The organism is Streptomyces sp. GQ60 (genome assembly GCF_059758875.1).
This window is the reverse complement of sequence record NZ_JCAXEG010000001.1, coordinates 916,617-940,620: the sequence shown is the minus strand read 5'-3', so window position 1 is coordinate 940,620 and position 24,004 is coordinate 916,617. Positions and strand designations below refer to the sequence as shown.

The 24,004-nt window shown below is 70.9% G+C and carries 21 protein-coding genes and 1 pseudogene; 11 read left to right on the top strand and 11 right to left on the bottom strand.

What is annotated here, in order from left to right; translation table 11 throughout:
* Positions 1 to 53 precede the first annotated feature (53 nt).
* The 5 genes from AC6CKD_RS04345 (at position 54) to AC6CKD_RS04325 (ending at position 5,105) form a co-directional block, all read left to right on the top strand.
* Positions 54 to 992 (top strand): coiled-coil domain-containing protein, encoded by a 939-nt coding sequence (locus AC6CKD_RS04345; protein ID WP_243336252.1) that lies wholly within the window; start codon positions 54 to 56, stop codon positions 990 to 992.
* Positions 993 to 1,122: 130 nt separating this feature from the next.
* Positions 1,123 to 2,145, top strand: coding sequence for an ABC transporter ATP-binding protein (locus tag AC6CKD_RS04340; RefSeq protein WP_498325203.1), 1,023 nt, complete (start codon positions 1,123 to 1,125; stop codon positions 2,143 to 2,145).
* Positions 2,146 to 2,147: 2 nt separating this feature from the next.
* Positions 2,148 to 2,921, top strand: a complete 774-nt coding sequence (locus tag AC6CKD_RS04335; RefSeq protein WP_498325202.1) for an ABC transporter permease — start codon at positions 2,148 to 2,150, stop codon at positions 2,919 to 2,921.
* A gap of 136 nt (positions 2,922 to 3,057) precedes the next feature.
* Entirely contained in the window at positions 3,058 to 4,248 is a 1,191-nt protein-coding gene (locus AC6CKD_RS04330; RefSeq protein WP_498325201.1) for an ABC transporter ATP-binding protein, read from the top strand.
* Positions 4,245 to 5,105, top strand: coding sequence for an ABC transporter permease (locus AC6CKD_RS04325; protein ID WP_498325200.1), 861 nt, complete (start codon positions 4,245 to 4,247; stop codon positions 5,103 to 5,105). Before AC6CKD_RS04330 ends, AC6CKD_RS04325 begins: the two co-directional genes overlap by 4 nt.
* A gap of 23 nt (positions 5,106 to 5,128) precedes the next feature.
* Here the strand turns inward: AC6CKD_RS04325 and AC6CKD_RS04320 are convergent, their stop codons facing one another.
* Complete coding sequence (locus tag AC6CKD_RS04320; protein WP_498325199.1) at positions 5,129 to 5,470, bottom strand: Rv1322 family protein; 342 nt, start codon at positions 5,468 to 5,470, stop codon at positions 5,129 to 5,131.
* A 241-nt stretch (positions 5,471 to 5,711) separates the two neighbouring features.
* Here AC6CKD_RS04320 and AC6CKD_RS04315 point away from each other — a divergent pair, with 241 nt between their 5' ends.
* On the top strand, positions 5,712 to 6,752 hold the full coding sequence (locus tag AC6CKD_RS04315; protein ID WP_498325198.1) for an LLM class flavin-dependent oxidoreductase: 1,041 nt from the start codon (positions 5,712 to 5,714) through the stop codon (positions 6,750 to 6,752).
* A 122-nt stretch (positions 6,753 to 6,874) separates the two neighbouring features.
* Here the strand turns inward: AC6CKD_RS04315 and AC6CKD_RS04310 are convergent, their stop codons facing one another.
* Positions 6,875 to 7,267: an SCO5389 family protein gene (locus tag AC6CKD_RS04310; protein ID WP_243336246.1), complete on the bottom strand. Its 393-nt coding sequence runs from the start codon at positions 7,265 to 7,267 to the stop codon at positions 6,875 to 6,877.
* Positions 7,268 to 7,487: 220 nt separating this feature from the next.
* On the opposite strand from AC6CKD_RS04310, the gene nucS reads away from it, so the two are divergent.
* Positions 7,488 to 8,159: an endonuclease NucS gene (gene nucS / locus AC6CKD_RS04305; protein ID WP_498325196.1), complete on the top strand. Its 672-nt coding sequence runs from the start codon at positions 7,488 to 7,490 to the stop codon at positions 8,157 to 8,159.
* 1,304 nt (positions 8,160 to 9,463) lie between these two features.
* On the opposite strand, the pseudogene AC6CKD_RS04300 reads toward nucS, so the two are convergent.
* The 3 genes and pseudogenes from AC6CKD_RS04300 to AC6CKD_RS04290 form a co-directional block, all read right to left on the bottom strand.
* Positions 9,464 to 11,545: pseudogene (locus AC6CKD_RS04300) on the bottom strand (P-loop NTPase family protein); the annotation flags it as partial.
* A 203-nt stretch (positions 11,546 to 11,748) separates the two neighbouring features.
* On the bottom strand, positions 11,749 to 12,072 hold the full coding sequence (locus AC6CKD_RS04295; protein WP_243336243.1) for an STAS domain-containing protein: 324 nt from the start codon (positions 12,070 to 12,072) through the stop codon (positions 11,749 to 11,751).
* Positions 12,073 to 12,231: 159 nt separating this feature from the next.
* Positions 12,232 to 13,080, bottom strand: coding sequence for a 3-hydroxyacyl-CoA dehydrogenase family protein (locus tag AC6CKD_RS04290; protein WP_498325195.1), 849 nt, complete (start codon positions 13,078 to 13,080; stop codon positions 12,232 to 12,234).
* Positions 13,081 to 13,321: 241 nt separating this feature from the next.
* On the opposite strand from AC6CKD_RS04290, the gene AC6CKD_RS04285 reads away from it, so the two are divergent.
* Entirely contained in the window at positions 13,322 to 13,894 is a 573-nt protein-coding gene (locus AC6CKD_RS04285) for a cob(I)yrinic acid a,c-diamide adenosyltransferase (protein ID WP_389691944.1), read from the top strand.
* Positions 13,895 to 14,128: 234 nt separating this feature from the next.
* On the opposite strand, the gene AC6CKD_RS04280 is transcribed toward AC6CKD_RS04285, so the two are convergent.
* Positions 14,129 to 14,701, bottom strand: a complete 573-nt coding sequence (locus AC6CKD_RS04280; RefSeq protein ID WP_498325194.1) for a hypothetical protein — start codon at positions 14,699 to 14,701, stop codon at positions 14,129 to 14,131.
* Between the two features lie 166 nt (positions 14,702 to 14,867).
* On the opposite strand from AC6CKD_RS04280, the gene AC6CKD_RS04275 reads away from it, so the two are divergent.
* The 3 genes from AC6CKD_RS04275 to AC6CKD_RS04265 all read left to right on the top strand — a co-directional run bounded on the left by AC6CKD_RS04275 (position 14,868) and on the right by AC6CKD_RS04265 (position 18,808).
* A complete protein-coding gene (locus AC6CKD_RS04275) occupies positions 14,868 to 16,115 on the top strand; it encodes a sensor histidine kinase (protein ID WP_498325192.1) in 1,248 nt (415 codons plus the stop codon).
* The gene (locus AC6CKD_RS04270) at positions 16,112 to 16,753 is read left to right on the top strand and encodes a response regulator (protein WP_498325191.1); all 642 of its coding nucleotides are present in this window, start codon (positions 16,112 to 16,114) and stop codon (positions 16,751 to 16,753) included. Before AC6CKD_RS04275 ends, AC6CKD_RS04270 begins: the two co-directional genes overlap by 4 nt.
* 159 nt (positions 16,754 to 16,912) lie before the next feature.
* The gene (locus AC6CKD_RS04265) at positions 16,913 to 18,808 is read left to right on the top strand and encodes a glycoside hydrolase family 18 chitinase (RefSeq protein ID WP_498325190.1); all 1,896 of its coding nucleotides are present in this window, start codon (positions 16,913 to 16,915) and stop codon (positions 18,806 to 18,808) included.
* Between the two features lie 90 nt (positions 18,809 to 18,898).
* Here AC6CKD_RS04265 and AC6CKD_RS04260 read toward each other — a convergent pair whose 3' ends face one another.
* From AC6CKD_RS04260 to atpA, 5 genes are all read right to left on the bottom strand, one after another.
* Positions 18,899 to 19,348 (bottom strand): DUF2550 domain-containing protein, encoded by a 450-nt coding sequence (locus AC6CKD_RS04260; protein ID WP_243336234.1) that lies wholly within the window; start codon positions 19,346 to 19,348, stop codon positions 18,899 to 18,901.
* A gap of 155 nt (positions 19,349 to 19,503) precedes the next feature.
* The gene (locus AC6CKD_RS04255; RefSeq protein ID WP_478688083.1) at positions 19,504 to 19,878 is read right to left on the bottom strand and encodes a F0F1 ATP synthase subunit epsilon; all 375 of its coding nucleotides are present in this window, start codon (positions 19,876 to 19,878) and stop codon (positions 19,504 to 19,506) included.
* A gap of 129 nt (positions 19,879 to 20,007) precedes the next feature.
* Positions 20,008 to 21,450 (bottom strand): F0F1 ATP synthase subunit beta, encoded by a 1,443-nt coding sequence (gene atpD, locus AC6CKD_RS04250; protein WP_112448431.1) that lies wholly within the window; start codon positions 21,448 to 21,450, stop codon positions 20,008 to 20,010.
* Positions 21,450 to 22,367 (bottom strand): F0F1 ATP synthase subunit gamma, encoded by a 918-nt coding sequence (locus AC6CKD_RS04245; protein ID WP_243336231.1) that lies wholly within the window; start codon positions 22,365 to 22,367, stop codon positions 21,450 to 21,452. The genes atpD and AC6CKD_RS04245 overlap by 1 nt, the downstream gene beginning before the upstream one ends.
* Before the next feature lie 20 nt (positions 22,368 to 22,387).
* Entirely contained in the window at positions 22,388 to 23,983 is a 1,596-nt protein-coding gene (gene atpA, locus AC6CKD_RS04240; RefSeq protein ID WP_243336230.1) for a F0F1 ATP synthase subunit alpha, read from the bottom strand.
* Between the last annotated feature and the right edge of the window lie 21 nt (positions 23,984 to 24,004).

Here is a 24,004-nt window from a genome sequence, read left to right as displayed (position 1 = left end):
TAACACCTAACACCTCGCGTAGCACCTCATCGGTCTCATTCGACAGGAACCCCATGAGCGACACATCCTCCCCCTTCGGCTTCGAGCTCGTGCGGCGTGGTTACGACCGCGGTCAGGTGGACGACCGCATCACCAAGCTGGTCTCCGACCGTGACAGCGCCCTCGGACGTATCAACTCTCTGGAAAAGCGGATCGAGGAGTTGCACCTCGAGACGCAGAACGCCCAGGCTCAGGTGAACGACGCCGAGCCGTCGTACGCCGGTCTCGGTGCCCGGGTCGAGAAGATCCTGCGCCTGGCCGAGGAGGAGGCGAAGGACCTCCGTGAGGAGGCCCGTCGCGCGGCCGAGCAGCACCGCGAGCTCGCCGAGTCGGCAGCCCAGCAGGTGCGCAACGACGCCGAGTCGTTCGCCGCCGACCGCAAGTCGACCGCCGAGGACGAGGGCGTTCGGATCGTCGAGAAGGCCAAGGGCGACGCCGCATCCCTGCGCACCGAGGCCCAGAAGGACGCGGCCTCCAAGCGCGAGGAGGCGGACGCGCTCTTCGAGGAGACCCGCGCCAAGGCCGCCCAGGCCGCCGCGGACTTCGAGACCAACCTGGCCAAGCGCCGCGAGCAGTCCGAGCGCGACCTGGCCGGCCGTCAGGCCAAGGCCGAGAAGCGTCTCGCGGAGATCGAGCACCGCGCCGAGCAGCTCCGTCTGGAGGCCGAGAAGCTCCGTACGGACGCCGAGCGCCGCGCCCGCCAGACCGTGGAGACCGCGCAGCGCCAGGCCGAGGACATCGTGGCCGACGCCAACGCCAAGGCCGACCGGATCCGCAGCGAGTCCGAGCGCGAGCTGGCGGCGCTCACCAACCGCCGCGACTCGATCAACGCGCAGCTCACCAACGTCCGCGAGATGCTGGCGACGCTGACGGGCGCCGCGGTCGCCGCCGCGTCCGCGCCGATCGACGACGAGCCGGTCACCCGCGGCGTTCCGGCGCAGCAGAGCCGCTAGTCGACAGTCGCGAGTCGCCGGAAGGCTTCCAACACCGGCTGGCGGAAGGCGACAATCCGCTTCGACACCGAGGGCCCTTCGTCACCCGTGAGAGGTGGCGTGGGGCCCTCGGGCGTTCTAGCGTGGCCGAATGATCGAGCTTGAGGGCCTTACGAAACGATTCGGCGCGAAGACCGCCGTGGACCACCTCAGCTTCCAGGTCAGACCGGGGGTGGTCACCGGCTTCCTCGGCCCCAACGGGGCGGGCAAGTCCACGACCATGCGCATGATGCTCGACCTCGACAACCCGACCAGCGGTACGGTCCGGATCGACGGGAAGCACTACCGGGACCTGCCGGAGCCGCTGAAGTACATCGGTGCGCTGCTGGACGCGAAGGCGATGCACGGCGGCCGCAGCGCGTACAACAACCTGCTCTGCCTCGCGCAGTCGAACCGGATCCCCGAGAGCCGGGTCGCGGAGGTGCTGGACCTGGTGGGCCTGACGCCCGTCGCCAAGAAGAAGTCGAAAGGATTTTCGCTGGGTATGGGCCAGCGGCTCGGCATCGCCGCCGCGCTGCTCGGCGACCCGGAGATCCTCATGTTCGACGAGCCCGTCAATGGTCTGGACCCGGAGGGAATTCTCTGGATCCGCAATCTGATGAAGGGGCTCGCGGCGGAGGGAAGGACGATCTTCGTTTCTTCCCATCTGATGAGCGAAATGGCCCTGACCGCAGAGCATTTGGTCGTCATCGGACAGGGAAAACTGCTGGCCGACCTGTCCATGGCCGATTTCATCCAGCAGAACTCCCGCAGTTACGTGCGCGTCCGCACGCCGCAGCAGGAACGGCTGAAGGACGTCCTGCACGACGCCGGGATCGGCGCGATCAGCGTCCCGGCCACCGGCGCCCTGGAGATCGACGGCGTGGAGTCGGAGCGGCTCGGCGAGCTGGCCGCCCAGCACCAGATCGTGCTGCACGAACTCAGCCCGCAGCGGGCTTCACTGGAGGAAGCGTTCATGCGCATGACGGCGGATTCCGTCGAGTACCACGCCCACGCACCGGGGGCGGCCGGGTTCCCGGCAGGACCCGGCATGGCGGCGGACAACCCGACCCGGCCGGCCGACGTACCCGCCTGGGGCGCCGGCTTCGAGACGCAGCGCAAGGGCGGTAAGTGACCATGTCCGCCTTCCCCGCCGTCCTCCGGTCCGAGTGGACCAAGATCCGCACGGTTGCCTCCACCAGCTGGACGCTCGCCCTCGTCTTCCTCGTCACCGTCGGGTTCGCCGTGCTGTTCAGCGCCACGTTCGACCCGAACGACCTGGACGCGGCCCAGCGGGCCGCCTTCGACCCCACCCAGACGAGCCTCAGTTCCATGCAGCTCGGGCAGCTGGCCATGATCGTCTTCGGTGTGCTGGTCGTGAGCACCGAGTACAGCACGGGCATGATCCGCACCTCGCTGGCCGCCGTACCCCGCCGGGGGCACTTCCTGCTCGGCAAGATGGCGGTCGCGACTGCGCTGGCCCTGGTTGTGGGGCTGCTGACCAGTTTCGTGTCGTTCTTCCTCACCCAGGCGCTCCTCGGCGACCTCGGCATCGGGATCGGCGAGGAGGGCGTACTGCGCGCCGTGACCGGCGCCGGCCTGTACCTGGCACTGCTGGCCCTCTTCTGCATGGGCGTGGCGGCCATGCTGCGCAGTTCGGTCGCTGCCATCAGCGTGCTGATCCCGTTCTTCCTGATCGTCTCGAACCTCCTCGTGGGTTTCGAGGCGACCCGTACGGTCGGCCAGTACCTGCCGAGCATCGCCGGGGGGAGGATCATGCAGGTCGTGCCCGACGCCCTCGGGTCCTTCGAGACCCCGTACGGCCCGTGGGGCGGCTTCGGGATCATGGTGCTGTGGGTGCTCGCCGCGGTGGCCGGAGGCCTGCTGGTCCTCAAGAAGAGGGACGCCTGAGGTACTACGGGGGATCCCCGGGTCGGTTCTCAGGGGTAGCTCAGGGTCCGGGACGACATGGAACCGCAAGGGACTGGATATCCTCTTAACCCTTACGCGGGCGAAAGTCGTCCCGGCCTGGCAAGGGGCAGCAAAGATGATCGAGGCAGTCGGCCTGACCAAGCGCTTCGGCGCGAAGACCGCTGTCGACGACCTTTCCTTCCAGGTCAAGCCCGGTCACGTGACGGGATTCCTGGGGCCCAACGGCTCCGGGAAGTCCACCACCATGCGCATGATCGTCGGCCTGGACCGGCCCACCGCCGGCCAGGTCACGATCAACGGCCTGCCCTTCCGCGAGCTCCCGAACGCCCAGCGGCACGTCGGTGCCCTGCTCGACGCCAAGGCCGTCCACGGCGGCCGCCGGGCCCGCACCCATCTGCTGTCGATCGCCCAGCTCTCCGGGATCCCCGAGAAGCGGGTGGACGAGGTGCTGGGCGTCGTGGGCCTGCAGGACGTGGCCCGGCAGCGTGCCAAGGGCTTCTCGCTCGGCATGGGCCAGCGGCTCGGCATCGCGACCGCCCTGCTCGGCGACCCCCAGGTGCTGCTCTTCGACGAGCCGGTCAACGGCCTCGACCCCGAGGGCATCCTCTGGGTCCGCAATCTGATGCGCCGGCTCGCCTCCGAGGGCCGCACCGTCTTCGTCTCCTCCCACCTCATGAGCGAGATGGCGCTGACCGCCGACCACCTGATCGTGATCGGCCGGGGCCGGCTTCTCGCCGACATGGGCACCCAGGACTTCATCACCCACAATTCGGCCGGATTCGCCCGGGTCCGCACGGCCGACACCGACCCGGGCGGCTGGGACACCCTCGGCTCCGTCCTCACCAAGGCCGGCGGCCGGGTCCTGCGGGAGCCCGACGGGGCGCTGCGGGTGACCGGGCTGGAGCTGCCGCAGATCTCCGACCTCGCGCACGCGGTCGGCGTACGGCTGTGGGAGCTGTCGCCGCACCGGGCCTCGCTGGAGGAGGCCTACATGCGGATGACCCAGTCCTCCGTCGAGTACACGTCCACCGAGGACCCGCGCGCGGAGCTCTGGGAGCCCGAACCGCTGAGCGTCCCGAAGTGGGAGGAAGAGCAGGCGGCCGAGGCCCTCCAGGTCCCGCAGGCGGGCTTCTTCGCGCCCCCGCCGCCCGGGACCGGCGGCCGGCCGTTCCTGATGCCCGGGAGCCCCGGTGAGCTCGCCGGCCCCGAGAGCGAGCGCCCGCCCGGTACCGGGCACTCCGCCGGAGCCCCGCACTCCCCCGACCCCGTACGCACCCCCGCGCAGAAGCCCGAGGACACCCGATGACCGCCCCGACGACCGCGACCGCCGGGGACCAGGGCCCGGCGGGCTACACCTCGCCGCTGCCGGCCCCCCGGCCGCACCTGGGGCACGCGCTGGCCTCGGAGTGGACGAAGCTGACCTCGGTGCGCTCCACGATGTGGACGCTCGGCTCGCTGGTGCTGCTCGTCGTCGGCATCGGCGGCACGGTCATCGTGCAGACCCGGTCCCTGGACTACGAGCAGATGCCGTTCATCGCCCCCGCCCTCTTCGGACTCCTGGTCGGGCAGCTCGCGGTGATGGTGCTCGGAGTCCTGACGATCACGTCCGAGTACGGCACCGGCCTGGTCCGCACCACCTTCACGGCGGCGCCCGACCGGTACCGGGTGCTCACCGCGAAGTACCTCGTCTTCGGCCTCACCGCGTTCCTCACCACCGCCGGGTCGGTCTGCCTGGTGGGGCTTTCCGCATCGATCCTGCGCGACGGCCCCGACGCCGGGCCGCACCCGGCTTCCGAGTGGGCCTCCGGACTCGTGGGCAGTTCGTACGTCACCCTTCTCGGGGTACTGGCCCTGGCGGTCGGGGCGCTGGTGCGGCACTCGGCGGGGGCGATCGCCGTGATGCTCGGCGTCGTCACGCTGCCGCCGGTGATAGGGGCGGTGCTCAGCATCTGGGAGGCCGTCGCCCCGGTCGGCCGGATCCTGCTCCAGTACAACGCGCCGATGGCGATGATCGAGCTGTTCGGCATGCCCACCAACGCCTCCGACCCGGCGGCCGGCGGCATGGTGATCCCGGGCAGCCTGAGCCACATGGCGCTGATCCTGCTGGTGACGGGCGCCGCGGTCGCCGCCTCGTACGTGGTGGTCGGCCGCCGGGACGTGTAAGGGGTTCGCCCGGCCGGCGCCGGCTAGTACTTGGGAGCGTTGCGGGACCGCTGCACCTTGGAGGTGCGGCGGTCCTTCGCGTTCCAGCAGGCCTTGTGCCAGTGCCTGCGGTCGTCGACCCCGCCGTACTCGGGCCAGGCCACCAGGTGCGGGGTACCGGAGGGGATCTCCTGGTCGCAGCCGGGGCAGCGGTAGCGCTTGCCCTGGGCACTCGCGCCCGCGACGTGCCGGACCTTCCAGTCCTCGCCCTGGTACTCCTCCGTGCGCTCCAGGCCGTACCGGTCCAGACTGCCCGGGCCCGAGCCCTGGTCCGAACGATCGGCTGGATTCTCGCCGCCCCTGGGGCGGTTGTGGCGCGGGGACACGTATACCTCACGGATGGGCGGACGGCAGTGACTTTCTCCCAGACTACGCGCAGCGAGACGGGGTACCCGCAGGGTGGCCGAAGACGACCGTAGTGCTGGACAGCCGGTTGGCGCGACTGGCCTGACAATCCCAATAACTTTCCGGTCAGGCCGTGCCTTTGGCACGTGTCAGACGTTGTTGCCGATGAGGAAAACGGTCCGCCTGGGGGAGGCCGCGTCAGCCGCGAGGAGGCTAAAGGCGATGCGCGTAGGAGCATTTGTACTGGCCGCCCAGTTCCCGGGCCAGGGACAGGGCGAGGCACTGCACCGGGCGGTGCGGACCGCCGAGGTGGCCGAGGAGGCCGGACTCGACTCCGTCTGGCTCGCCGAGCACCACTTCGTCCCGTACGGGGTCTGCCCGTCCGCGGTGACGCTGGCGGCCCTGATGCTGGGACGCACCCGGCGGCTGCGGGTGGGCACGGCGGTGAGCGTGCTGCCGAGCACCCACCCGGTGGCCCTGGGCGAGCAGGCGGCCCTGCTGCACCTGACCTCGGAGGGGCGGTTCACCCTCGGGGTCGGCCGGGGCGGTCCCTGGGTGGACCTGGAGGTCTTCGGCGGGGGGCTCGACGCGTACGAGAACCGCTTCCCGGAAGACCTGGACCTGCTGCGCCGCTGGTTGACCGAGCCGCGCGTGGGGGTACCACGGGTACCGGGGGCGACGGCCGGCGGCCGGTACGGCTTCCGCGAAGTGGCCGTCGTACCGCGGGCGTCGGAGTCGCTGGACGGGGACGGGACTGGGCCGGAACTGATCGTCGCCTGCACCTCTCCCTCCTCGGTACGGCTGGCCGCGGAGCGCGGACTGCCGATGCTGCTGGGCATGCACTGCGGGGACGAGGACAAGGCCGCCATGGTCGAGCTGTGGCGGCGTACGGCGCGGGCCGCGGGTCATTCGCCCGAGGCCGGACACGTGTCGGCCGGGGTCTGTCAGCTGGCGGACCGGACGGCGGACGCCCGGGAAACGCTGCTGAAGGCGATGCCGGGCTGGCTCAAGCAGGGCCTGGACGCACACGTCACGGTGGACGGACGGCAGCGGGCGATGCGCGACCCGGTCGCGTACACCGAGCTGCTGTGTGATCTGCACCCCGTGGGCACGCCCGAACTGGCGGCCGACCGGCTGGCGGCCACGTCGGAGCGCACGGGCATCACGCGGTTCGCCCTGCTGACGGAGGGATCGGGCGACCTCGCCGCGACGGAGGAGAACCTCCGGCGCCTCGGCGCCGAGGTGGTCCCCCGGCTCGGGTGAGACCAGGGCTGCCGCTCCGTGGGCACCGGAGCGGCAGCGAGGTACCGGTCGTGCGGCGATACGGTCGTACGGCGGTGCGGACGTGCGGGTGGTGCGGACGTGCCGGTGGTGCGGTCTTCCTGCTAACAGTCGCGCATTTCGGGCGACTGGTTGAGCAGCTGACCACGGATCGAAGTGAACTTGGCCAGCCGGTCGTCCACCGAGGAGTCCAGCGGGAACACCGCTACCCGGTGGCAGTTCTGGAATGCCAGGCGCACTCCGAAGTGGCGCTGCAGCGCACCCCGTATCGCGTCACTCGCGAGGGCGCGCAGCAGCTGGCCACGCGCCTGCTCGTCCGGCGGCGGCGTCTGGTTGTCGGCGAACTGTCCGCCGTCCACCTTGAGCTGGGCCACCAGCGAACTGATCATCTCCCATGCGTAGGGCAGGGAGGTCCGGACGCAGTCGACGAAAGCCGCTTCGTCGACCTCGCCTCGCTCGGCCTGTTCGAGTAGGGCCGGTGAGACGTCGAGCGACATGGGTTCTCCTCTCGCGACTCCGGCCGATTGGGTTGCCGGAGCCTTACGGGCAGGGAGGGAGATCGCGACGCAGCGTGCACGTGTCGCAACCTCCCGCTCACCACGGTAGGCGCCCGGTGGGTACCGCACCAGGAGAATGCGCATACAACGCGCCATCCTCGAACGGGGCTTTCGGGGGCGAATCGCGTGCAGGCCCGTCGGTCGAGTAGCGTTGCCGACCATGCGTCTCGTCATTGCCCGCTGCTCCGTCGATTACGCGGGCCGGCTCACCGCCCATCTGCCCTCGGCACCCCGTCTGATCCTCGTGAAGGCCGACGGCAGTGTCTCGATCCACGCGGACGACCGAGCGTACAAACCGCTCAACTGGATGTCGCCGCCGTGCACCCTCAAGGAGGGGACCGGTGACGACGCCGGCGTCTGGACCGTCGTCAACAAGGCTGGCGAGAAGCTCATCATCACCATGGAGGAAGTCCTCCACGACTCCTCGCACGAGCTGGGGATCGACCCGGGTCTGATCAAGGACGGGGTCGAGGCCCACCTGCAGGAGCTCCTGGCCGACCGGATCGACACCCTCGGCGAGGGCTACACGCTGATCCGCCGCGAGTACATGACCGCGATCGGACCGGTCGACATCCTGTGCCGGGACGCCGCCGGCGCGACGGTGGCGGTGGAGATCAAGCGCCGCGGCGAGATCGACGGCGTCGAGCAGCTCACCCGCTACCTGGAACTCCTGAACCGCGACCCGCACCTGGCGCCGGTCAAGGGCGTCTTCGCGGCCCAGGAGATCAAGCCCCAGGCCCGGGTCCTGGCGAACGACCGCGGCATGGACTGCGTCGTCCTCGACTACAACGCGATGCGCGGCATCGAGGACGACAAGCTCCGCCTGTTCTAGGCGGCGGAGCGGGGGGAGCGGGGCGGCGGCGACTGGCCGACCGCCCCGGCGGCGTGAACGGGCCCTCAGGGGGCCGTGTTCTCCGTCCCGCCCGGGCCGCCCGTGGTGGTCTCCGGTTCCTCGGTCGGCTCCGTGTGCGTGGCGCTCGGCGAGACGGAGACGGACGCGGAGGGGCTCGAGGAGGCCGGCGGGGTGCTCTCCGACGGGGCCGAGCTCGTCGATGACGACGGCGGCGGGTTCGCCGGGCTCGACGTCTGCGGGGTCGACGTCGGCTTGGCCGAGGGGGACTTGCGCGGCGACGGGGTCGTGCCCGGCGCCTGCGTGGTGGGGGACGAGGCTGCCGGCTCCGCCGAGGGACCGTCTCCGCTCGGATCGGGCGTACTCGGCTGCGACTGCGCGTCCTCCGAGCTCGGGGCCGTGGAGACCGCCGGCGCCTGCGCCGGCGGCGCCTCGTCCTCGGTGGTCATCGCCAGGGCGACCACCGTGCCCAGCACTACGACGGTCACCGCCCCGGCCGCGGCCAGCAGCAGCGGCTTGCGGCCGGCCTTCGGCTTCGGCTTCGGCTTCGGCTCGGGCAGCGCCCGGGGCCCGGGGGCCGGCTCGGGGCTGAGGGGGAAGGCGTCCTCGAACACCTCGGCCAGGGTCGAGGGCGCGACGGAGCCCGCCGGCGCCACCGCGGGCACCACCGTCGTGAAAGCGTCCTGAGCCGGCGTCGCCGCCCGCTCGGACGCCGGGGTGGCGAGGGGCTTCGACAGGGTCGCCCGCGTCACGGGGGGCGAGGGGACCACCGGAGCACTGAGAGCCCCGGGAGCGGACGGAGTCCCCGGGCCGACAGGAGCACCGGGCGCCCCGGCAGCCGGCAGAGCACCGGCAGCACCGGCAGCACCGGCAGCACCGGCAGCACCGGCAGCACCGGCAGCACCGGCAGCCAACGGATTCCCGGCAGCAGCGGAAACACCGGGAGCGCCCGGAACCCGGCGCCCCCCAGGAAGCAGCGGAGCCCCGGCCGGCCCAGGAACGCCGGGAGCAAGCGGAGTCCCGGGAGCCCCAGGTGCCAGCGGAGTGCCAGGAGCCCCGATGACCCCAGGACCGCCAAGAACCCCTGGAGCAAGCGGAGTCCCGGCAGCCCCGGGAACACCGGGTGCCATCGGAGTCCCAGCAGCCCCGATGGTCCCAGGACCGCCAAGAACCCCCGGAACAAGCGGAGTCCCGGCAGCCCCGGGAACACCGGGTGCCACTCCAGGACTGCCAACCCCGGGACCGCCGAGAACCCCAGGAGCAAGCGGAGCCCCGGGAGCAAGCGGGGTCCCAGCAGCCCCGACGGCCCCAAGACCGCCGGGAATCCCAGGAGCAAGCGGAGTCCCGGGAGCCCCGGCAGCGCCAGGAACACCAGGTGCCAGCGGGGTTCCAGGAGCCCCGACGGCCCCAGGACCGCCCGGAATCCCGGGAAACAGCGGGGCCTCGGCAGCCGCAGGAGGCAGCGGAGTCCCGGCTGCGCTAAGAAGCCCCGCAGCACCGGCAGCACTGGCAGCACCGGCAGCACCCGCAGCCCCAGGAATCCCGGGAAGGCCAGGAGCCGCCGGAGTCCCGGCACCGCCCGGAGCCGGCGGCTTGCCCGGAGCACCGGGACCCGACGGGAGGGCAGGAGCACCAGGGGCGGCACCCGCGACCGGCTGACCCGGCCCCGTCAGCCTCGCGACTCCCCCACCCCCGCCCGCGGCCGCAGCCACGGCCGGCGGAGCAAGTCGCAGCGGCGGCGATACCTGGACCTCCGCCGCCTCCCGGTCGGTGACCAGGGCCAGTGCCCGCCGTCCGGCCACGGTCCCCCGCTTGTCGGCCAGCGCGCCGCGCAGCCCGATCGAGGCCTCCAGTTCGGCCCGGGCCCGGTCGAGCCGGCCCTCGCACAGGGCCAGTACGCCCAGCTCGTGGTGGAAGTACGCCTGCTCCGCGACCTCGCCGGCCTTCCGCGCGGCCTCCGCGCCCGCGCGCAGCACCCGCTCCCAGGCCTCCCAGTGCAGCGAGGCCGCGAATGCCGGGGCCGCCGTCCGGGCCAGCAGTACCGCAGCGACCACATCGGCCCCGGCCAGCGCCGCGAGCACCGCGTCGGCCTCCGCCGCGACCCGCTCGGGGCTGACCGAGGTGTGCCCGGTCCACCAGGCGTAGTGCCGGGCGGCCGTACGGGCCTCCTCGGCCGCGGTGTCCCCGTAGCCGGTCTCCTCCAGTTGCCGTACGACCCCCGCGGCCAGCCGGTAGCGCGTCCCGACGGGGCTCAGCAGCCCGCAGTCGAGGAGTTCCGAGACGGCCGTGTCGGCGTGGGTGTCGCCGACCAGCGCGGGCAGGTGGGCGTGGTGCGGCAGCTCCCCGCCCAGGGCGCAGGCGATCCGCAGCGCGGCCCGCGCCGACTCGCTGACCCGCGAGGCGAGCAGCTCCGCCGGAGCGGCGCCCTCGGCCAGCGTCGGCAGCGGCACGAAGACGGTGTCGCGCGGCTTCTCCTCGAAGACGCCGGGCTCCTCGTCCTCGTCGTCCTCGTCGAACAGGCCGGTCCGGTTGAGCTCGTCGCGCTGCCGCAGCAGCGCGGCGGCCTGCACGAAGCGCAGCGGCAGCCCCTCGGAGGCGAAGCTCAGGTCTCCGGCCCAGGCGGTTTCCTCGTCCGTCAGCGCCCGTCCGGCGCCCGCTTCGAGCAGGGCCGTGCAGTCGGCGCGGGCCAGCCCGCCGAGGAAGACCTCTTCGAGGTGCGAGTCGTCGGAGGGGGACCGGGTGTCGGGGGTGGCGGCCAGCAGGTACGCGCACTCCGGCGTGGCCCGCAGCAGTTCGTCGAGGGCGGTGCCGCCCATGTCGAGGTCGTCGACGAGGACGACGGCGCCTATCTCCGCCACCCGGGCGAGGAGTCCGGCCCGGTCGGGGCGTTCGGCCGGAGCCTCGTACACGGTGGCGTACAGCGCCTGGAGCAGCTCGCCGGGCTGCTGGTGTCCGTGCCCGCAGAGCCGTACGACCCCGTCGGGCGCGAGGTCCGCGCAGGCCTCGGCGACCGCGTCGAGGAGAGCGGTGCGCCCGGATCCGGACGGGCCGGTCAGCCGTACGGAGCGGCCGCGCGCGAGGAGGCGTACGAGGCGCTCGCGCTCCTCCTCGCGGCCCAGCAGCGGCCGCGCACCGTCCGGGGCGCCCGGCGGTACGGGCGGCCGCGCGGCGGCGGCGCGGGAGGCGCGGGCGGCGGCGGTGCGCTTGACGGGGACGGGGGCGGGTTCGCCGCCCGGGCGGTGCGTCTTGACGATCTCGCTGCCGTCGACGGGGTTCACGGTGAGGGTGAGGTCCCCGGAGATCAGTGTCACCACGCGCGCCGGCTGATCCACCGGATCGGCCTGCCCCTGTGTGCTGCTGCGGTCCATGACCAAGTCCCCCGATCGCGCCGTGCGCCGTCGTCCCGCCCGGCCTTCGCACACGCCGCTGTCGCTACTGGTCCGGTTTCCGCCCGAACCCTAGACCGTGCCCGGCGGGGCGGGAACCGCAGGGGTGCCTTCACCACCGGACCGTTACGTTTGCGCAGGCCCCGTGAATCAGGCCTGGTCGACACGTGAACGGCCCGGGGACGTCACGCGCGCGGCAGTGACTCCGCTTCCAGTCCGCCCTCGATCGCGAGGATCCGGTGCAGCCGGGTGGCCACGAGCAGCCGCTGCATCTGGGGCGGGACCCCGCGCAGGACGAGGCGCCGGCCGGTCCGGCCGGCCCGGCGGTGGGCTCCCATGATCACGCCGAGGCCCGTCGCGTCCCAGGAGTCGAGCCCGGTGAGGTCCAGCACGAGGTCGCCGTGGCCGTCGTCCAGGGCGGTGTGCAGGACCGTACGGGCGTCCGCCGCGCTGCGCACGTCGAGGCGACCCCCGACAGCGAGTTCGGCGTGGTCGCCCCTGATGTGCATGTGTACTCCCGGCAGCGCGGTACTGATTGCGTATGGTCCGACTGGTCCGTGGTCGGCAACTCTCACTGCAACTGACTGCTTCAGGGGCAGGGAAGTTGCCGACCGTGAGCGAACCGATACCTAATTCACCCTGTCGGGTGCGGGCATTCGAACTGGCGCTCAGTGCTTGTAGAAGCCCTGACCGCTCTTCCGGCCGATGTCGCCCGCGTCCACCATGCGGCGCATCAGCTCCGGCGGCGCGAACTTCTCGTCCTGCGATTCCGTGTAGATGTTGCTGGTGGCGTGCAGCAGGATGTCGACGCCCGTGAGGTCCGCGGTGGCCAGCGGGCCCATCGCGTGCCCGAAACCGAGCTTGCAGGCGATGTCGATGTCCTCGGCCGACGCGACGCCCGATTCGTACAGCTTCGCGGCTTCGACGACGAGCGCGGAGATGAGACGGGTCGTCACGAAGCCGGCGACGTCGCGGTTGACGACGATGCAGGTCTTGCCGACGGACTCGGCGAACGCCCGGGTGGTGGCGAGGGTCTCGTCGCTCGTCTTGTAGCCGCGCACCAGCTCGCACAGCTGCATCATCGGGACGGGCGAGAAGAAGTGCGCGCCGACGACCCGCTCCGGGCGCTCCGTGACGGCCGCGATCTTGGTGATCGGGATGGCGGAGGTGTTCGAGGCGAGGATGGCGTCCTCGCGCACGAGCTTGTCGAGCGCGCGGAAGATCTCGTGCTTGACCTCAAGCTTCTCGAAGACGGCCTCGACGACGATGTCGGCGTCGGAGACGGCTTCCAGCTCGGTGGTCGTGGTGATGCGGGCGAGCGCGGCTTCGGCGTCCTCGGCCGTCAGCTTGCCCTTGGCGACGAACCTGTCGTACGAGGCCTTGATCCCGTCCGTACCGCGCGTCAGAGCGGCATCGGTCACGTCGCGCAGCACGACGTCCCAACCCGCCTGAGCGGAGACCTGCGCGATTCCGGAACCCATCAGTCCGGCACCGATGACGGCGAGCTTCCCAGCCACTGCACACCCCACGTTCTTCCCTAGGACACGGCCTCGGATACGGCACAGCCTCGTTCGTTCTCCGGCGGAGACTAGCGTCCGCGAGGGGCGGAGTGACCGCGAAGTAACACGCGTCACGTCTCAGATGACGGACATCACACCGGGACGGCCCAGCAGTGCGGCGGGGGGCCGCAGTTGGCCCGCATCAGGACGTACCACTCCGATCCGGCCTGATCCGAGAGGCACGCCCTAAGCTGGCGGCATGGTGAACCTCACGCGCATCTACACCCGCACCGGCGACAAGGGCACGACCGCGCTCGGCGACATGAGCCGCACGGCCAAGACCGATCTGCGGATCTCGGCGTACGCCGACGCCAACGAGGCCAACGCGGCCATCGGGACGGCGATCGCGCTCGGCTCGCTGCCCGCCGATGTCGTGAAGGTCCTGGTCCGTGTGCAGAACGACCTGTTCGACGTGGGCGCCGACCTCTGCACCCCGGTGGTCGAGAACCCCGAGTACCCGCCGCTGCGCGTCGAGCAGTTCTACGTGGACAAGCTGGAGGCCGACTGCGACCTCTTCAACGGCGAGCTGGAGAAGCTCCGCAGCTTCATCCTCCCCGGCGGCACCCCCGGCGCGGCCCTCCTTCACCAGGCCTGCACGGTGGTCCGGCGCGCCGAGCGCTCCACGTGGGCGGCCCTGGAGGCGCACGGCGAGGTCATGAACCCGCTGACGGCCACGTACCTCAACCGCCTCTCCGACCTCCTCTTCATCCTGGCCCGAACGGCCAACAAGGAGGTCGGCGACGTCCTGTGGGTCCCGGGCGGCGACCGCTAGAACGCCCCGCCGGGAACTCGGTGACCTCCCCGTCGGGGTGGTCCGCCCGATCCGGTCGGCGCCGAGCGCGATGCCCGTGGGGAAGCTGCCCGCTACGGGCAGGGGGAACTCCGTGAGCGACGGGCGAGTGACAGGTGATGGCCCATCAGCTCCCGCACCGGGGCCGTCCGGCCCGCGCCACCGGGTCGGCCGCGAACCAGCCGACTGCCGCAGCGCTGTACGTCCGCTCGCACCCTAGGGCGCGTCCGCGTCCGCGGAGCCCCGCAGGCCGGCCCCGGCCGGTGCCCGCTTCGGCCACACCGTGTAGGCGAGGGCGATCAGGGCGTGGATGCCGACCACCCGCAGGGACGCGAGCTGCCATCCGCGCAGCACGGTGGTGTCGCCCGAACCGCCGACGTACCAGATCGCGGCCTGCAGCAGGCCGGCGGCGACGGCCGCCGCGAGGACGGTCCGCGCGACCAGCTTCCACTCGTGGACGGCCCGCGCCCCGCCGTAGCCGGCGCCGGCCGGCTTCGGCCCCCCGGCCAGCCGGTACGCGGCGTGGCCGTCGAGCCAGCGCACGGTGTAGTGCCCGTAGGCGACGGTGTAGCCGAGGTACAGCGCGGCGAGGCCGTGCTTCCAGTCCGGCTCCGCGCCGCCGCGAAGGTCCGCCGCGGTGGCCGCCAGCAGCACCAGTTCCAGGAGCGGCTCGCACAGCAGGACGGCCGCGCCGGTCTTCGGCATCTTCGCGAGGTAGCGCAGGGCCAGGCCGCCGGCCAGCAGGACCCAGAAGCCGACTTCACAGGCGATGATCAGGGTGACGAGCACGGGAGTCTCCGTTCCTGCGGTGGGGGATGCCTCCAGCTTCCCGCCCGCTGCGCACCGATTCCTCGTCGCCGATGACGAATGCCGCGGGGCCGCCCTGCATCCTTCGATGTACGGACCCGTCCAAAAAGGCGGCCGCGATGGCGACGCCCGCCGCGGACGCACCCTGTTGGATGGGTCCGTGACCCTCCAGATCCCGCCACCGCACCGCGACGACGTCCTGCTCGCCGTGGTCAGCGTGGCCGCCGGCCTGCTCCTGTGGTCGCTCGGGGTGTACAGCTCCCCCACCCGGGACCTGTTCCCGGCCTGGGCGGCCCTGGTCCCGCTCCTCGCCCTCGGCGCGATGGAGCTGCTGCGCCGCAGCATGCCCCGGGTGACCCTGGCGGTCGGCACCGCGGGGCTGATCGCCGACCAGTTCACCGTGGGGAGCCTGGCCACCGTCCTGATCTTCACCGACCTGATGTACGCGGCCGTCGTCTACGGAAAACCGGCCATGGCCCGCCACCTCCCGGTGACCACCGGCCTGATCACCGTCGCCGTGACCATCGCCTCCGTGGCCTGGCTGCGCACCCCGCAGGCGCTGCTGATCGGCGTGGTCACCGGCATCGTGAGCTTCGGCCCGGCACTGACCGGTGCCACCCTGCGCAACCACCGGGAGGCCGCCGTGGCCGCCCGGCTGCGCGCCGAGCAGACCGCGCTGCTGGCCGAAATGGACCGGTCGCAGGCGGTGGTCGCCGAGCGGGCCCGGATGGCCCGGGAACTGCACGACATGGTGGCCAACCACCTCTCCGCCATCGCCATCCACTCCACGGCCGCGCTCTCCATCGACTCCCCCGCCACCAGCCGGGAGGCGCTCGGGGTGATCCGGCAGAACAGCGTCCAGGGCCTCGCCGAGATGCGCCGTCTGATCGGACTGCTGCGGGACGCGGGCGCCGGACAGGAGGCCGTCGCCACGCCTTCGCTGGACGGGCTGGACGCCCTGCTGGAACAGGCGCGTACGAACGGGGCCGCGAGCGGGCTGGACTTCGTGCTCCTCGACGACCGGCCCGCAGGATCCGCGGAGGCCGGACGGATCCGCGAGCCGCTGCCCGCCCCGGTGGAGCTGGCGGCGTACCGGATCGTCCAGGAGTCGCTGACCAACGCCCTCAAGCACGCCGTCCCCGGCACGGTCACCGTCCGCCTGGCCCGCGACCGCCCCGCGGGCGGGGTCAGGGGGCGGGGCGGCGCGCTGCACGTCGTGGTCGACTCCCCCTACGGGGAACGCACCGGCCCCCGCGCACCCGGCTCCGGCGCCGGCCTGATCGGCATGCGCGAGCGGACGGAACTGCTCGGCGGAGCATTCGAAGCGGGCCGCGCGGACGCGGTCTGGCGGGTCCGGGCGACGCTGCCCGTGGAAGAAGAGGCGGTACGGACGTGACGATCAGGGTCGTGGTGGCGGAGGACCAGAGCGCGGTACGGGCCGGGCTGGTCCTGATCCTGCACAGCGCCGGCGACATCGAGGTGGCGGGCGAGGCCGCGGACGGGGAGGAGGCCGTGCGCCTGGCCCGCGAGCTGCGGCCCGACGTGGTGCTGATGGACGTGCAGATGCCGATCCTGGACGGGGTCTCGGCGACCCGCCGGGTGGTCGCGGAGGGCTGGGCCGACGTCCTCGTCCTCACCACCTTCGACCTGGACGAGTACGTCTTCGGCGCGCTGCGCGCGGGCGCGTCGGGCTTCCTGCTGAAGGACGCGGACGCGGCGGAGCTGATCGGTGCGGTACGGACCGTCGCGCGCGGGGAGGGCCTGATCGCCCCGGCGGTGACCCGGCGGCTGATCGCGGAGTTCGCGGACCCGCGGCCCGTACGGGTGCCCGTGCCGGCCACGGTGGAATCCCTGACCCCGCGCGAGCGGGAGGTGCTGGGGTGCCTGGGCGAGGGTCTGTCGAACGCGGAGATCGCGGTGCGCCTGGAGATGGCGGAGGCGACGGCGAAGACCCACGTCAGCCGGGTGCTGGGCAAGCTGGAGCTGCGCAGCCGGGTCCAAGCGGCGGTGCTGGCGCAGGAGTTGGGGATCTAGGGGGGAATCCGGCTGGAAATGTGCCCGAGGTGCTCAGGGAGGTCTGGACCTCTTGACGGTTGGTCCAGACCTTTCTACTCTCACGCACAACTGTGGTGAGCGTGCCATGACAAGAAGACGTCATACGGCAGGCTCACGGGCGGCGCAGGTCCCACCCCCATGCAGCGGACGTCCCCACGTCCCCTGCGGACCTCGGAGGAGCAACCCTTGAGCACAGCACCCCCACGACGCGCATCGCTGTTTCGAAGAGTCGCGGCCGCACTGGCCGTCCTCACCCTGCCCGTCGCCGGACTCGTGGCCATCGCCGGTCCCGCCGAGGCAGCCGCCTCCGCCACCGCGACGTACACCAAGGTCTCCGACTGGGGCTCCGGCTTCGAGGGCAAGTGGACGGTGAAGAACACCGGCACGACCACCCTCAGCAGCTGGACCGTGGAGTGGGACTACCCGGCCGGCACCGCCGTCACCTCCGCCTGGGACGCCACCGTCACCAGCTCGGGCACCCACTGGACCGGCAAGAACGTCGGCTGGAACGGCACCCTCGCCCCGGGTGCCACCGTCAGCTTCGGCTTCAACGGCACGGGCTCCGGCGCTCCCAGCGGCTGCAAGATCAACGGCGGCAGCTGCGACGGCGGCACCAACCCCACCGACAACCCGCCCAGCGCTCCCGGCACCCCCACGGCCAGCGGCGTCACCGACACCGGGCTGACCCTCGGCTGGGCCGCGGCCACCGACGACAAGGGCGTCAAGAACTACGACGTCTTCCGCGGCGGCACGAAGATCGCCACCGTCACCACCCCGTCGTACACCGACTCGGGCCTGACCAAGGGCACGGCCTACACCTACACGGTCACCGCCCGCGACACCATCGACCAGACCGGACCCTCCTCCGGCGTCCTCTCGGTGACCACCACCGGCGGAGTCGTCGATCCCCCGCCGCCGGGCGGCCCGGTCAAGCTCGGCTACTTCACGAACTGGGGCGTCTACGGCCGCAACTACCACGTGAAGAACCTGGTCACCTCGGGCAGCGCCGCGAAGATCACCCACATCAACTACGCCTTCGGCAACGTCCAGGGCGGCAAGTGCACCATCGGTGACTCCTACGCCGACTACGAGAAGGCCTACACCGCCGACCAGAGCGTCGACGGCGTCGCCGACACCTGGGACCAGCCGCTGCGCGGCAACTTCAACCAGCTGCGCGAGCTGAAGAAGAAGTACCCCAACATCAAGGTGCTGTGGTCCTTCGGCGGCTGGACCTGGTCCGGCGGCTTCGGCCAGGCCGTACAGAACCCGGCCGCCTTCGCCCAGTCCTGCTACGACCTGGTCGAGGACCCGCGCTGGGCCGACGTCTTCGACGGCATCGACCTGGACTGGGAGTACCCGAACGCCTGCGGCCTGACCTGCGACACCAGCGGAGCGGCCTCCATCAAGAACATGATGCAGGCCATGCGCACCAAGTTCGGCGCGAGCAACCTGGTCACCGCCGCCATCTCCGCCGACGGCTCCAACGGAGGCAAGCTGGACGCGGCCGACTACGCGGGCGCGGCGCAGTACGTCGACTTCTACAACGTGATGACCTACGACTTCTTCGGCGCCTGGGCGGCGCAGGGCCCGACGGCCCCGCACTCCCCGCTCACGTCGTACAGCGGCATCCCGACCGCCGGGTTCAACTCCGAGGCCGCCATCACCAAGCTCAAGGGCAAGGGCATCGGCGGCTCCAAGCTCAACCTCGGCATCGGCTTCTACGGCCGCGGCTGGACCGGCGTCACCCAGGCCGCCCCCGGCGGCACCGCCACGGGCCCGGCCGCCGGCACGTACGAGCAGGGCATCGAGGACTACAAGGTGCTCAAGAGCAGCTGCCCGGCGACCGGCACCGTCGCCGGCACCGCCTACGCCAAGTGCGGCAGCAACTGGTGGAGCTACGACACCCCCGCCACCATCGCCGGGAAGATGACCTGGGCCAAGCAGCAGGGCCTCAAGGGCGCCTTCTTCTGGGAGTTCAGCGGCGACACCACGAACGGTGAGCTCGCCTCCGCGATCCACAGCGGACTGCAGTAGACAGACCGAAGCCGGGGAAACGGGTCCGCCCCCGTCTCCCCGGCTTCTCCGTCTGCACGCGCCGCTCGCACGGCTCGGCCCCGGGGGGCCTCAGGCCACGTTCACCCTCTGGCCGGGCGGAGCCGCCTCCAGCCAGGCCAGGAAACCGGTCAGCGCGTCATCGCTCATCGCCAGCTCCAGACGGGTACCGCGATGCGCGCAGCAGAGTACGACGGCGTCGGAGAGCAGGGCCAGCTCCTCCTCGCCCTCGGGCGCACGGCGGGCGATGACCTCGATGGAGGACCGCTCCAGCAGCCGGCGCGGCCGCGGGGAGTAGCTGAAGACGCGGAACCAGTCGATGCGGTCGCCGCTGTAGCGCGCGACCCCGTACACCCAGCCCTTGCCGGAGACGTCGGGTTCCTCGGACACGCCCCAGCGCATGCTGCAGTCGAAGGTGCCGCCGGAGCGCTGGATCAGCCTGCGGCGCAGACCGAACACAAACAGCCCGATCACCACCAGGGCTACGACGACCAGGCCGCTCACAAGCAGAGCGAGGAGCATCTTTCACCGACCTCCTCGCTCATCGAATAGACCCAAACGACAGCGTTCCTGCCAGACGGAGTCTGGGGGACCCGTATCGCCTCAGCCGCGACCCGGTCCGGAAAATTCCGGAACAGGCCGCGGCTGAGGTTTGAAACTCTTACCAGTACCGGGGCTCAGCGCCCCGAAACCGCGCGCAGCCGGACATCGGCGCGACGCTCGGAGACCGAATCGGTCTCCGCCTTCGCGCGCTCCAGTGCCCGCTCCGCCCGCTCGACATCGATCTCGTCGGCAAGCTCGGCGATCTCGGCCAGCAGCGACAACTTGTTGTCCGCGAACGAGATGAATCCGCCGTGCACCGCGGCGACAACAGTGTTGCCCCCGCTGGTACGGATGGTCACCGGGCCCGATTCCAGCACACCGAGAAGCGGCTGGTGACCGGGCATGACGCCGATGTCGCCGGACGTGGTGCGGGCGACAACCAGGGTGGCCTCGCCGGACCAGACATTCCGGTCCGCCGCGACCAGCTCGACGTGCAGCTCAGCAGCCATGGTGGCTCCTCGGGTCACCACCCGGCGGTATGGCCGGGTGTTGGGTCAAATTCTAATGGGCGTGAGGAGAGGGACGGGACACACCCGCCCCTCTCCGTCAGTCAGCTGTGCTCACGGATGAGCGCGGCTTCAGGAGACGCCCAGCTCCTTGGCGTTGGCCTTGAGGTCCTCAATGCCACCGCACAGGAAGAACGCCTGCTCGGGGAAGTGGTCGTAGTCTCCGTCGCAGATCGCGTTGAAGGCGACGATGGACTCCTCGAGCGGAACGTCCGAACCGTCGACGCCGGTGAACTGCTTGGCGACGTGGGTGTTCTGCGACAGGAAGCGCTCGACGCGACGGGCACGGTGGACAACGAGCTTGTCCTCCTCGCCCAGCTCGTCGATACCGAGGATCGCGATGATGTCCTGGAGGTCCTTGTACTTCTGCAGGATCCCCTTGACGCGCATCGCCGTGGCGTAGTGGTCCGCCGCGATGTACCGCGGGTCGAGGATGCGGGACGTCGAGTCCAGCGGGTCCACGGCCGGGTAGATGCCCTTCTCGGAGATCGGACGGGAAAGAACCGTCGTCGCGTCGAGGTGGGCGAAGGTGGTGGCCGGCGCCGGGTCGGTCAGGTCGTCCGCGGGGACGTAGATCGCCTGCATCGAGGTGATCGAGTGACCGCGGGTCGAGGTGATGCGCTCCTGCAGCAGACCCATCTCGTCAGCCAGGTTCGGCTGGTAACCCACGGCGGACGGCATGCGGCCCAGAAGGGTCGACACCTCCGAACCGGCCTGGGTGTAACGGAAGATGTTGTCGATGAAGAAGAGCACGTCCTGCTTCTGCACATCGCGGAAGTACTCCGCCATGGTCAGACCGGCGAGGGCGACGCGCAGACGGGTGCCCGGGGGCTCGTCCATCTGGCCGAAGACGAGCGCCGTCTTGTCGATGACGCCCGACTCGGCCATTTCCTCGATGAGGTCGTTGCCCTCACGGGTACGCTCACCGACGCCCGCGAAGACCGACACACCGTCGTGGTTGTTGGCGACGCGGTAGATCATTTCCTGGATCAGAACGGTCTTGCCGACACCGGCACCACCGAACAGACCGATCTTTCCACCCTTGACGTACGGGGTGAGAAGGTCGATGACCTTGACGCCGGTCTCGAACATCTCGGTCTTCGACTCGAGCTCGTCGAAGCGGGGCGCCTTGCGGTGGATCGGCCAGCGCTCGGTGACGTTGGCGTTCTCCTCCGGGTAGTTCAGCACCTCACCGAGGGTGTTGAACACCTTGCCCTTGGTGAAGTCACCGACGGGGACGGTGATGCCCTCGCCCGTGTTGATCACCGTGGCCTGGCGGACCAGACCGTCGGTGGGCTGCATGGAGATGGTGCGGACCAGGCCGTCACCCAGGTGCTGGGCGACTTCCAGGGTCAGCGTCTTCAGCTCGCCGTCCTGGGCCGGGTCGGCAACCTGGACCTTCAGCGCGTTGTAGATCTCGGGCATCGCGTCGACGGGGAACTCCACGTCGACGACCGGGCCGATGACCCGGGCGACGCGGCCCGTGGCGGCGGCCGTCTCAACAGTGGTCGTCATTACTTGTCACTCCCCGCGGTCGCGTCTGCCATGGCGCTGGCGCCACCGACGATCTCGCTGATTTCCTGGGTGATTTCGGCCTGGCGGGCCGCGTTGGCAAGCCGGGAGAGGCTCTTGATGAGATCCCCGGCGTTGTCGGTGGCCGACTTCATCGCGCGGCGGCGGGCGGCGTGCTCGGAAGCGGCCGACTGCAGCAGTGCGTTGTAGATGCGGCTCTCGACGTAGCGCGGCAGAAGGGCGTCGAGGACGTCCTCCGCCGACGGCTCGAAGTCGAACAGCGGAAGGATCTCGCCCTTCGCACCGCCCTCTTCTTCGACCTTGTCGAGGCTGAGCGGCAGCATCCGGCCGTCCACCGCGTTCTGCGTCATCATCGACACGAATTCCGTGTAGACGATGTGCAGCTCGTCGACGCCGCCCTCGGCCGTAACCGTCTGGATGGCCTCGATCAGCGGCGCCGCGACGCGCTTGGCGTCGGCGTAGGCCGGGCTGTCGGTGAAGCCGGTCCACGACTCCGCGACCTTGCGCTCGCGGAAGCCGTAGTAGGCGACACCCTTACGGCCGACGATGTACGTGTCGACCTCCTTGCCCTCGCCGCGCAGCCGCTCGGTGAGCCGCTCCGCCTGCTTGATGGCGTTCGAGGAGTAGCCGCCGGCCAGACCGCGGTCGCTCGTGATGAGCAGGACCGCGGCACGCACCGGTGCCTCGACCTCGGTCGTCAGGGCGTGCTTGGTGTTCGAACCGGTCGCCACCGCGGTCACCGCACGGGTGAGCTCGGTCGCGTACGGCATCGATGCCGCCACCTTGCGCTGCGCCTTGACGATGCGCGAGGCGGCGATCATTTCCATCGCCTTGGTGATCTTCTTGGTCGCCGTGACGGCACGGATACGACGCTTGTAGACCCGGAGCTGCGCTCCCATGAGTCAGCTTCCTTCCGTCGTCACTTGGAGACGTTGACGGCCGGCGCGTCCTCGCCGAGGAGCTTGCCGTCCGAGGTCTCGAACTGCCGCTTGAAGGCGGCAATGGCGTCCGCGATGGAGGACAGGGTGTCGTCCGACATCTTGCCGCCGTCCGCGATGGAGGTGAGGAGCTCCTTGCGCTCGAGGCGCAGGTGGTCCAGCAGCTCCGACTCGAAGCGACGGATGTCGTTGACCGGGACGTCGTCCATCTTGCCGGTGGTGCCGGCCCAGACGGAGACGACCTGCTCCTCGACGGGCATCGGCTGGTACTGGCCCTGCTTCAGCAGTTCCACCAGACGCTTGCCGCGCTCCAGCGAGGCCTTCGACGCGGCGTCCAGGTCGGAACCGAAGGCGGCGAACGCCTCCAGCTCGCGGTACTGGGCCAGGTCCAGGCGCAGACGGCCGGAAACCTGCTTCATGGCCTTGTGCTGGGCCGAGCCACCGACGCGGGAGACCGAGATACCGACGTTCAGCGCCGGGCGCTGGCCCGCGTTGAACAGGTCGGACTCGAGGAAGCACTGGCCGTCGGTGATGGAGATGACGTTGGTCGGGATGAACGCCGACACGTCGTTCGCCTTGGTCTCGACGATCGGCAGACCGGTCATCGAACCGGCACCCATGTCGTCGGAGAGCTTGGCGCAACGCTCCAGCAGACGGGAGTGCAAGTAGAAGACGTCGCCCGGGTAGGCCTCGCGGCCCGGCGGACGGCGCAGCAGCAGCGACACGGCGCGGTAGGCGTCGGCCTGCTTCGACAGGTCGTCGAAGATGATCAGGACGTGCTTGCCGGCGTACATCCAGTGCTGGCCGATGGCCGAACCGGTGTACGGCGCCAGGTACTTGAAGCCGGCCGGGTCGGACGCCGGGGCGGCGACGATCGTCGTGTACTCGAGCGCACCGGCGTCTTCCAGGGCGCCGCGAACGGACGCGATGGTCGAGCCCTTCTGGCCGATGGCGACGTAGATGCAGCGAACCTGCTTGTTCACGTCGCCGGAGCGCCAGTTGTCGCGCTGGTTGATGATCGTGTCGACGGCCAGAGCGGTCTTGCCGGTCTGACGGTCACCGATGATCAGCTGACGCTGACCACGGCCGACCGGCACCATCGCGTCGATCGCCTTGTAGCCGGTCTGCATCGGCTCGTGGACCGACTTGCGGACCATGACGCCGGGGGCCTGCAGCTCGAGGGCGCGGCGGCCCTCGGTCGCGATCTCGCCGAGGCCGTCGATCGGGTTGCCGAGCGGGTCGACAACGCGGCCGAGGTAACCCTCGCCGACGCCGACGGAGAGCACCTCACCGGTGCGCTGCACCGGCTGGCCCTCCTCGATACCGCTGAACTCGCCGAGGACGACCGCACCGATCTCGCGCTCGTCGAGGTTCAGGGCGAGACCGAGGGTTCCGTCCTCGAACTTCAGCAGTTCGTTCGCCATGGCGGAGGGCAGGCCCTCCACCTTCGCGATGCCGTCGCCGGCAACGCTGACCGTTCCGACCTCCTCGCGCGAGGCCGCGTCCGGCTGGTACGACTGGACGAAGTTCTCCAGTGCGTCCCGGATCTCCTCCGGCCGGATCGTGAGCTCCGCCATCTGGGTTCCCTGCTCTCCTTG

Coding starts and splice junctions, on each gene's coding strand:
- AC6CKD_RS04345 (WP_243336252.1), top strand. CDS start 54: ATGAGCGACACATCCTCCCCCTTCGGCTTCGAGCTCGTGCGGCGTGGT.
- AC6CKD_RS04340 (WP_498325203.1), top strand. CDS start 1,123: ATGATCGAGCTTGAGGGCCTTACGAAACGATTCGGCGCGAAGACCGCC.
- AC6CKD_RS04335 (WP_498325202.1), top strand. CDS start 2,148: ATGTCCGCCTTCCCCGCCGTCCTCCGGTCCGAGTGGACCAAGATCCGC.
- AC6CKD_RS04330 (WP_498325201.1), top strand. CDS start 3,058: ATGATCGAGGCAGTCGGCCTGACCAAGCGCTTCGGCGCGAAGACCGCT.
- AC6CKD_RS04325 (WP_498325200.1), top strand. CDS start 4,245: ATGACCGCCCCGACGACCGCGACCGCCGGGGACCAGGGCCCGGCGGGC.
- AC6CKD_RS04315 (WP_498325198.1), top strand. CDS start 5,712: ATGCGCGTAGGAGCATTTGTACTGGCCGCCCAGTTCCCGGGCCAGGGA.
- AC6CKD_RS04310 (WP_243336246.1), bottom strand. CDS start 7,267: ATGTCGCTCGACGTCTCACCGGCCCTACTCGAACAGGCCGAGCGAGGC.
- nucS (WP_498325196.1), top strand. CDS start 7,488: ATGCGTCTCGTCATTGCCCGCTGCTCCGTCGATTACGCGGGCCGGCTC.
- AC6CKD_RS04295 (WP_243336243.1), bottom strand. CDS start 12,072: ATGCACATCAGGGGCGACCACGCCGAACTCGCTGTCGGGGGTCGCCTC.
- AC6CKD_RS04285 (WP_389691944.1), top strand. CDS start 13,322: ATGGTGAACCTCACGCGCATCTACACCCGCACCGGCGACAAGGGCACG.
- AC6CKD_RS04265 (WP_498325190.1), top strand. CDS start 16,913: ATGCAGCGGACGTCCCCACGTCCCCTGCGGACCTCGGAGGAGCAACCC.
- AC6CKD_RS04260 (WP_243336234.1), bottom strand. CDS start 19,348: ATGCTCCTCGCTCTGCTTGTGAGCGGCCTGGTCGTCGTAGCCCTGGTG.
- AC6CKD_RS04255 (WP_478688083.1), bottom strand. CDS start 19,878: ATGGCTGCTGAGCTGCACGTCGAGCTGGTCGCGGCGGACCGGAATGTC.
- atpD (WP_112448431.1), bottom strand. CDS start 21,450: ATGACGACCACTGTTGAGACGGCCGCCGCCACGGGCCGCGTCGCCCGG.
- AC6CKD_RS04245 (WP_243336231.1), bottom strand. CDS start 22,367: ATGGGAGCGCAGCTCCGGGTCTACAAGCGTCGTATCCGTGCCGTCACG.
- atpA (WP_243336230.1), bottom strand. CDS start 23,983: ATGGCGGAGCTCACGATCCGGCCGGAGGAGATCCGGGACGCACTGGAG.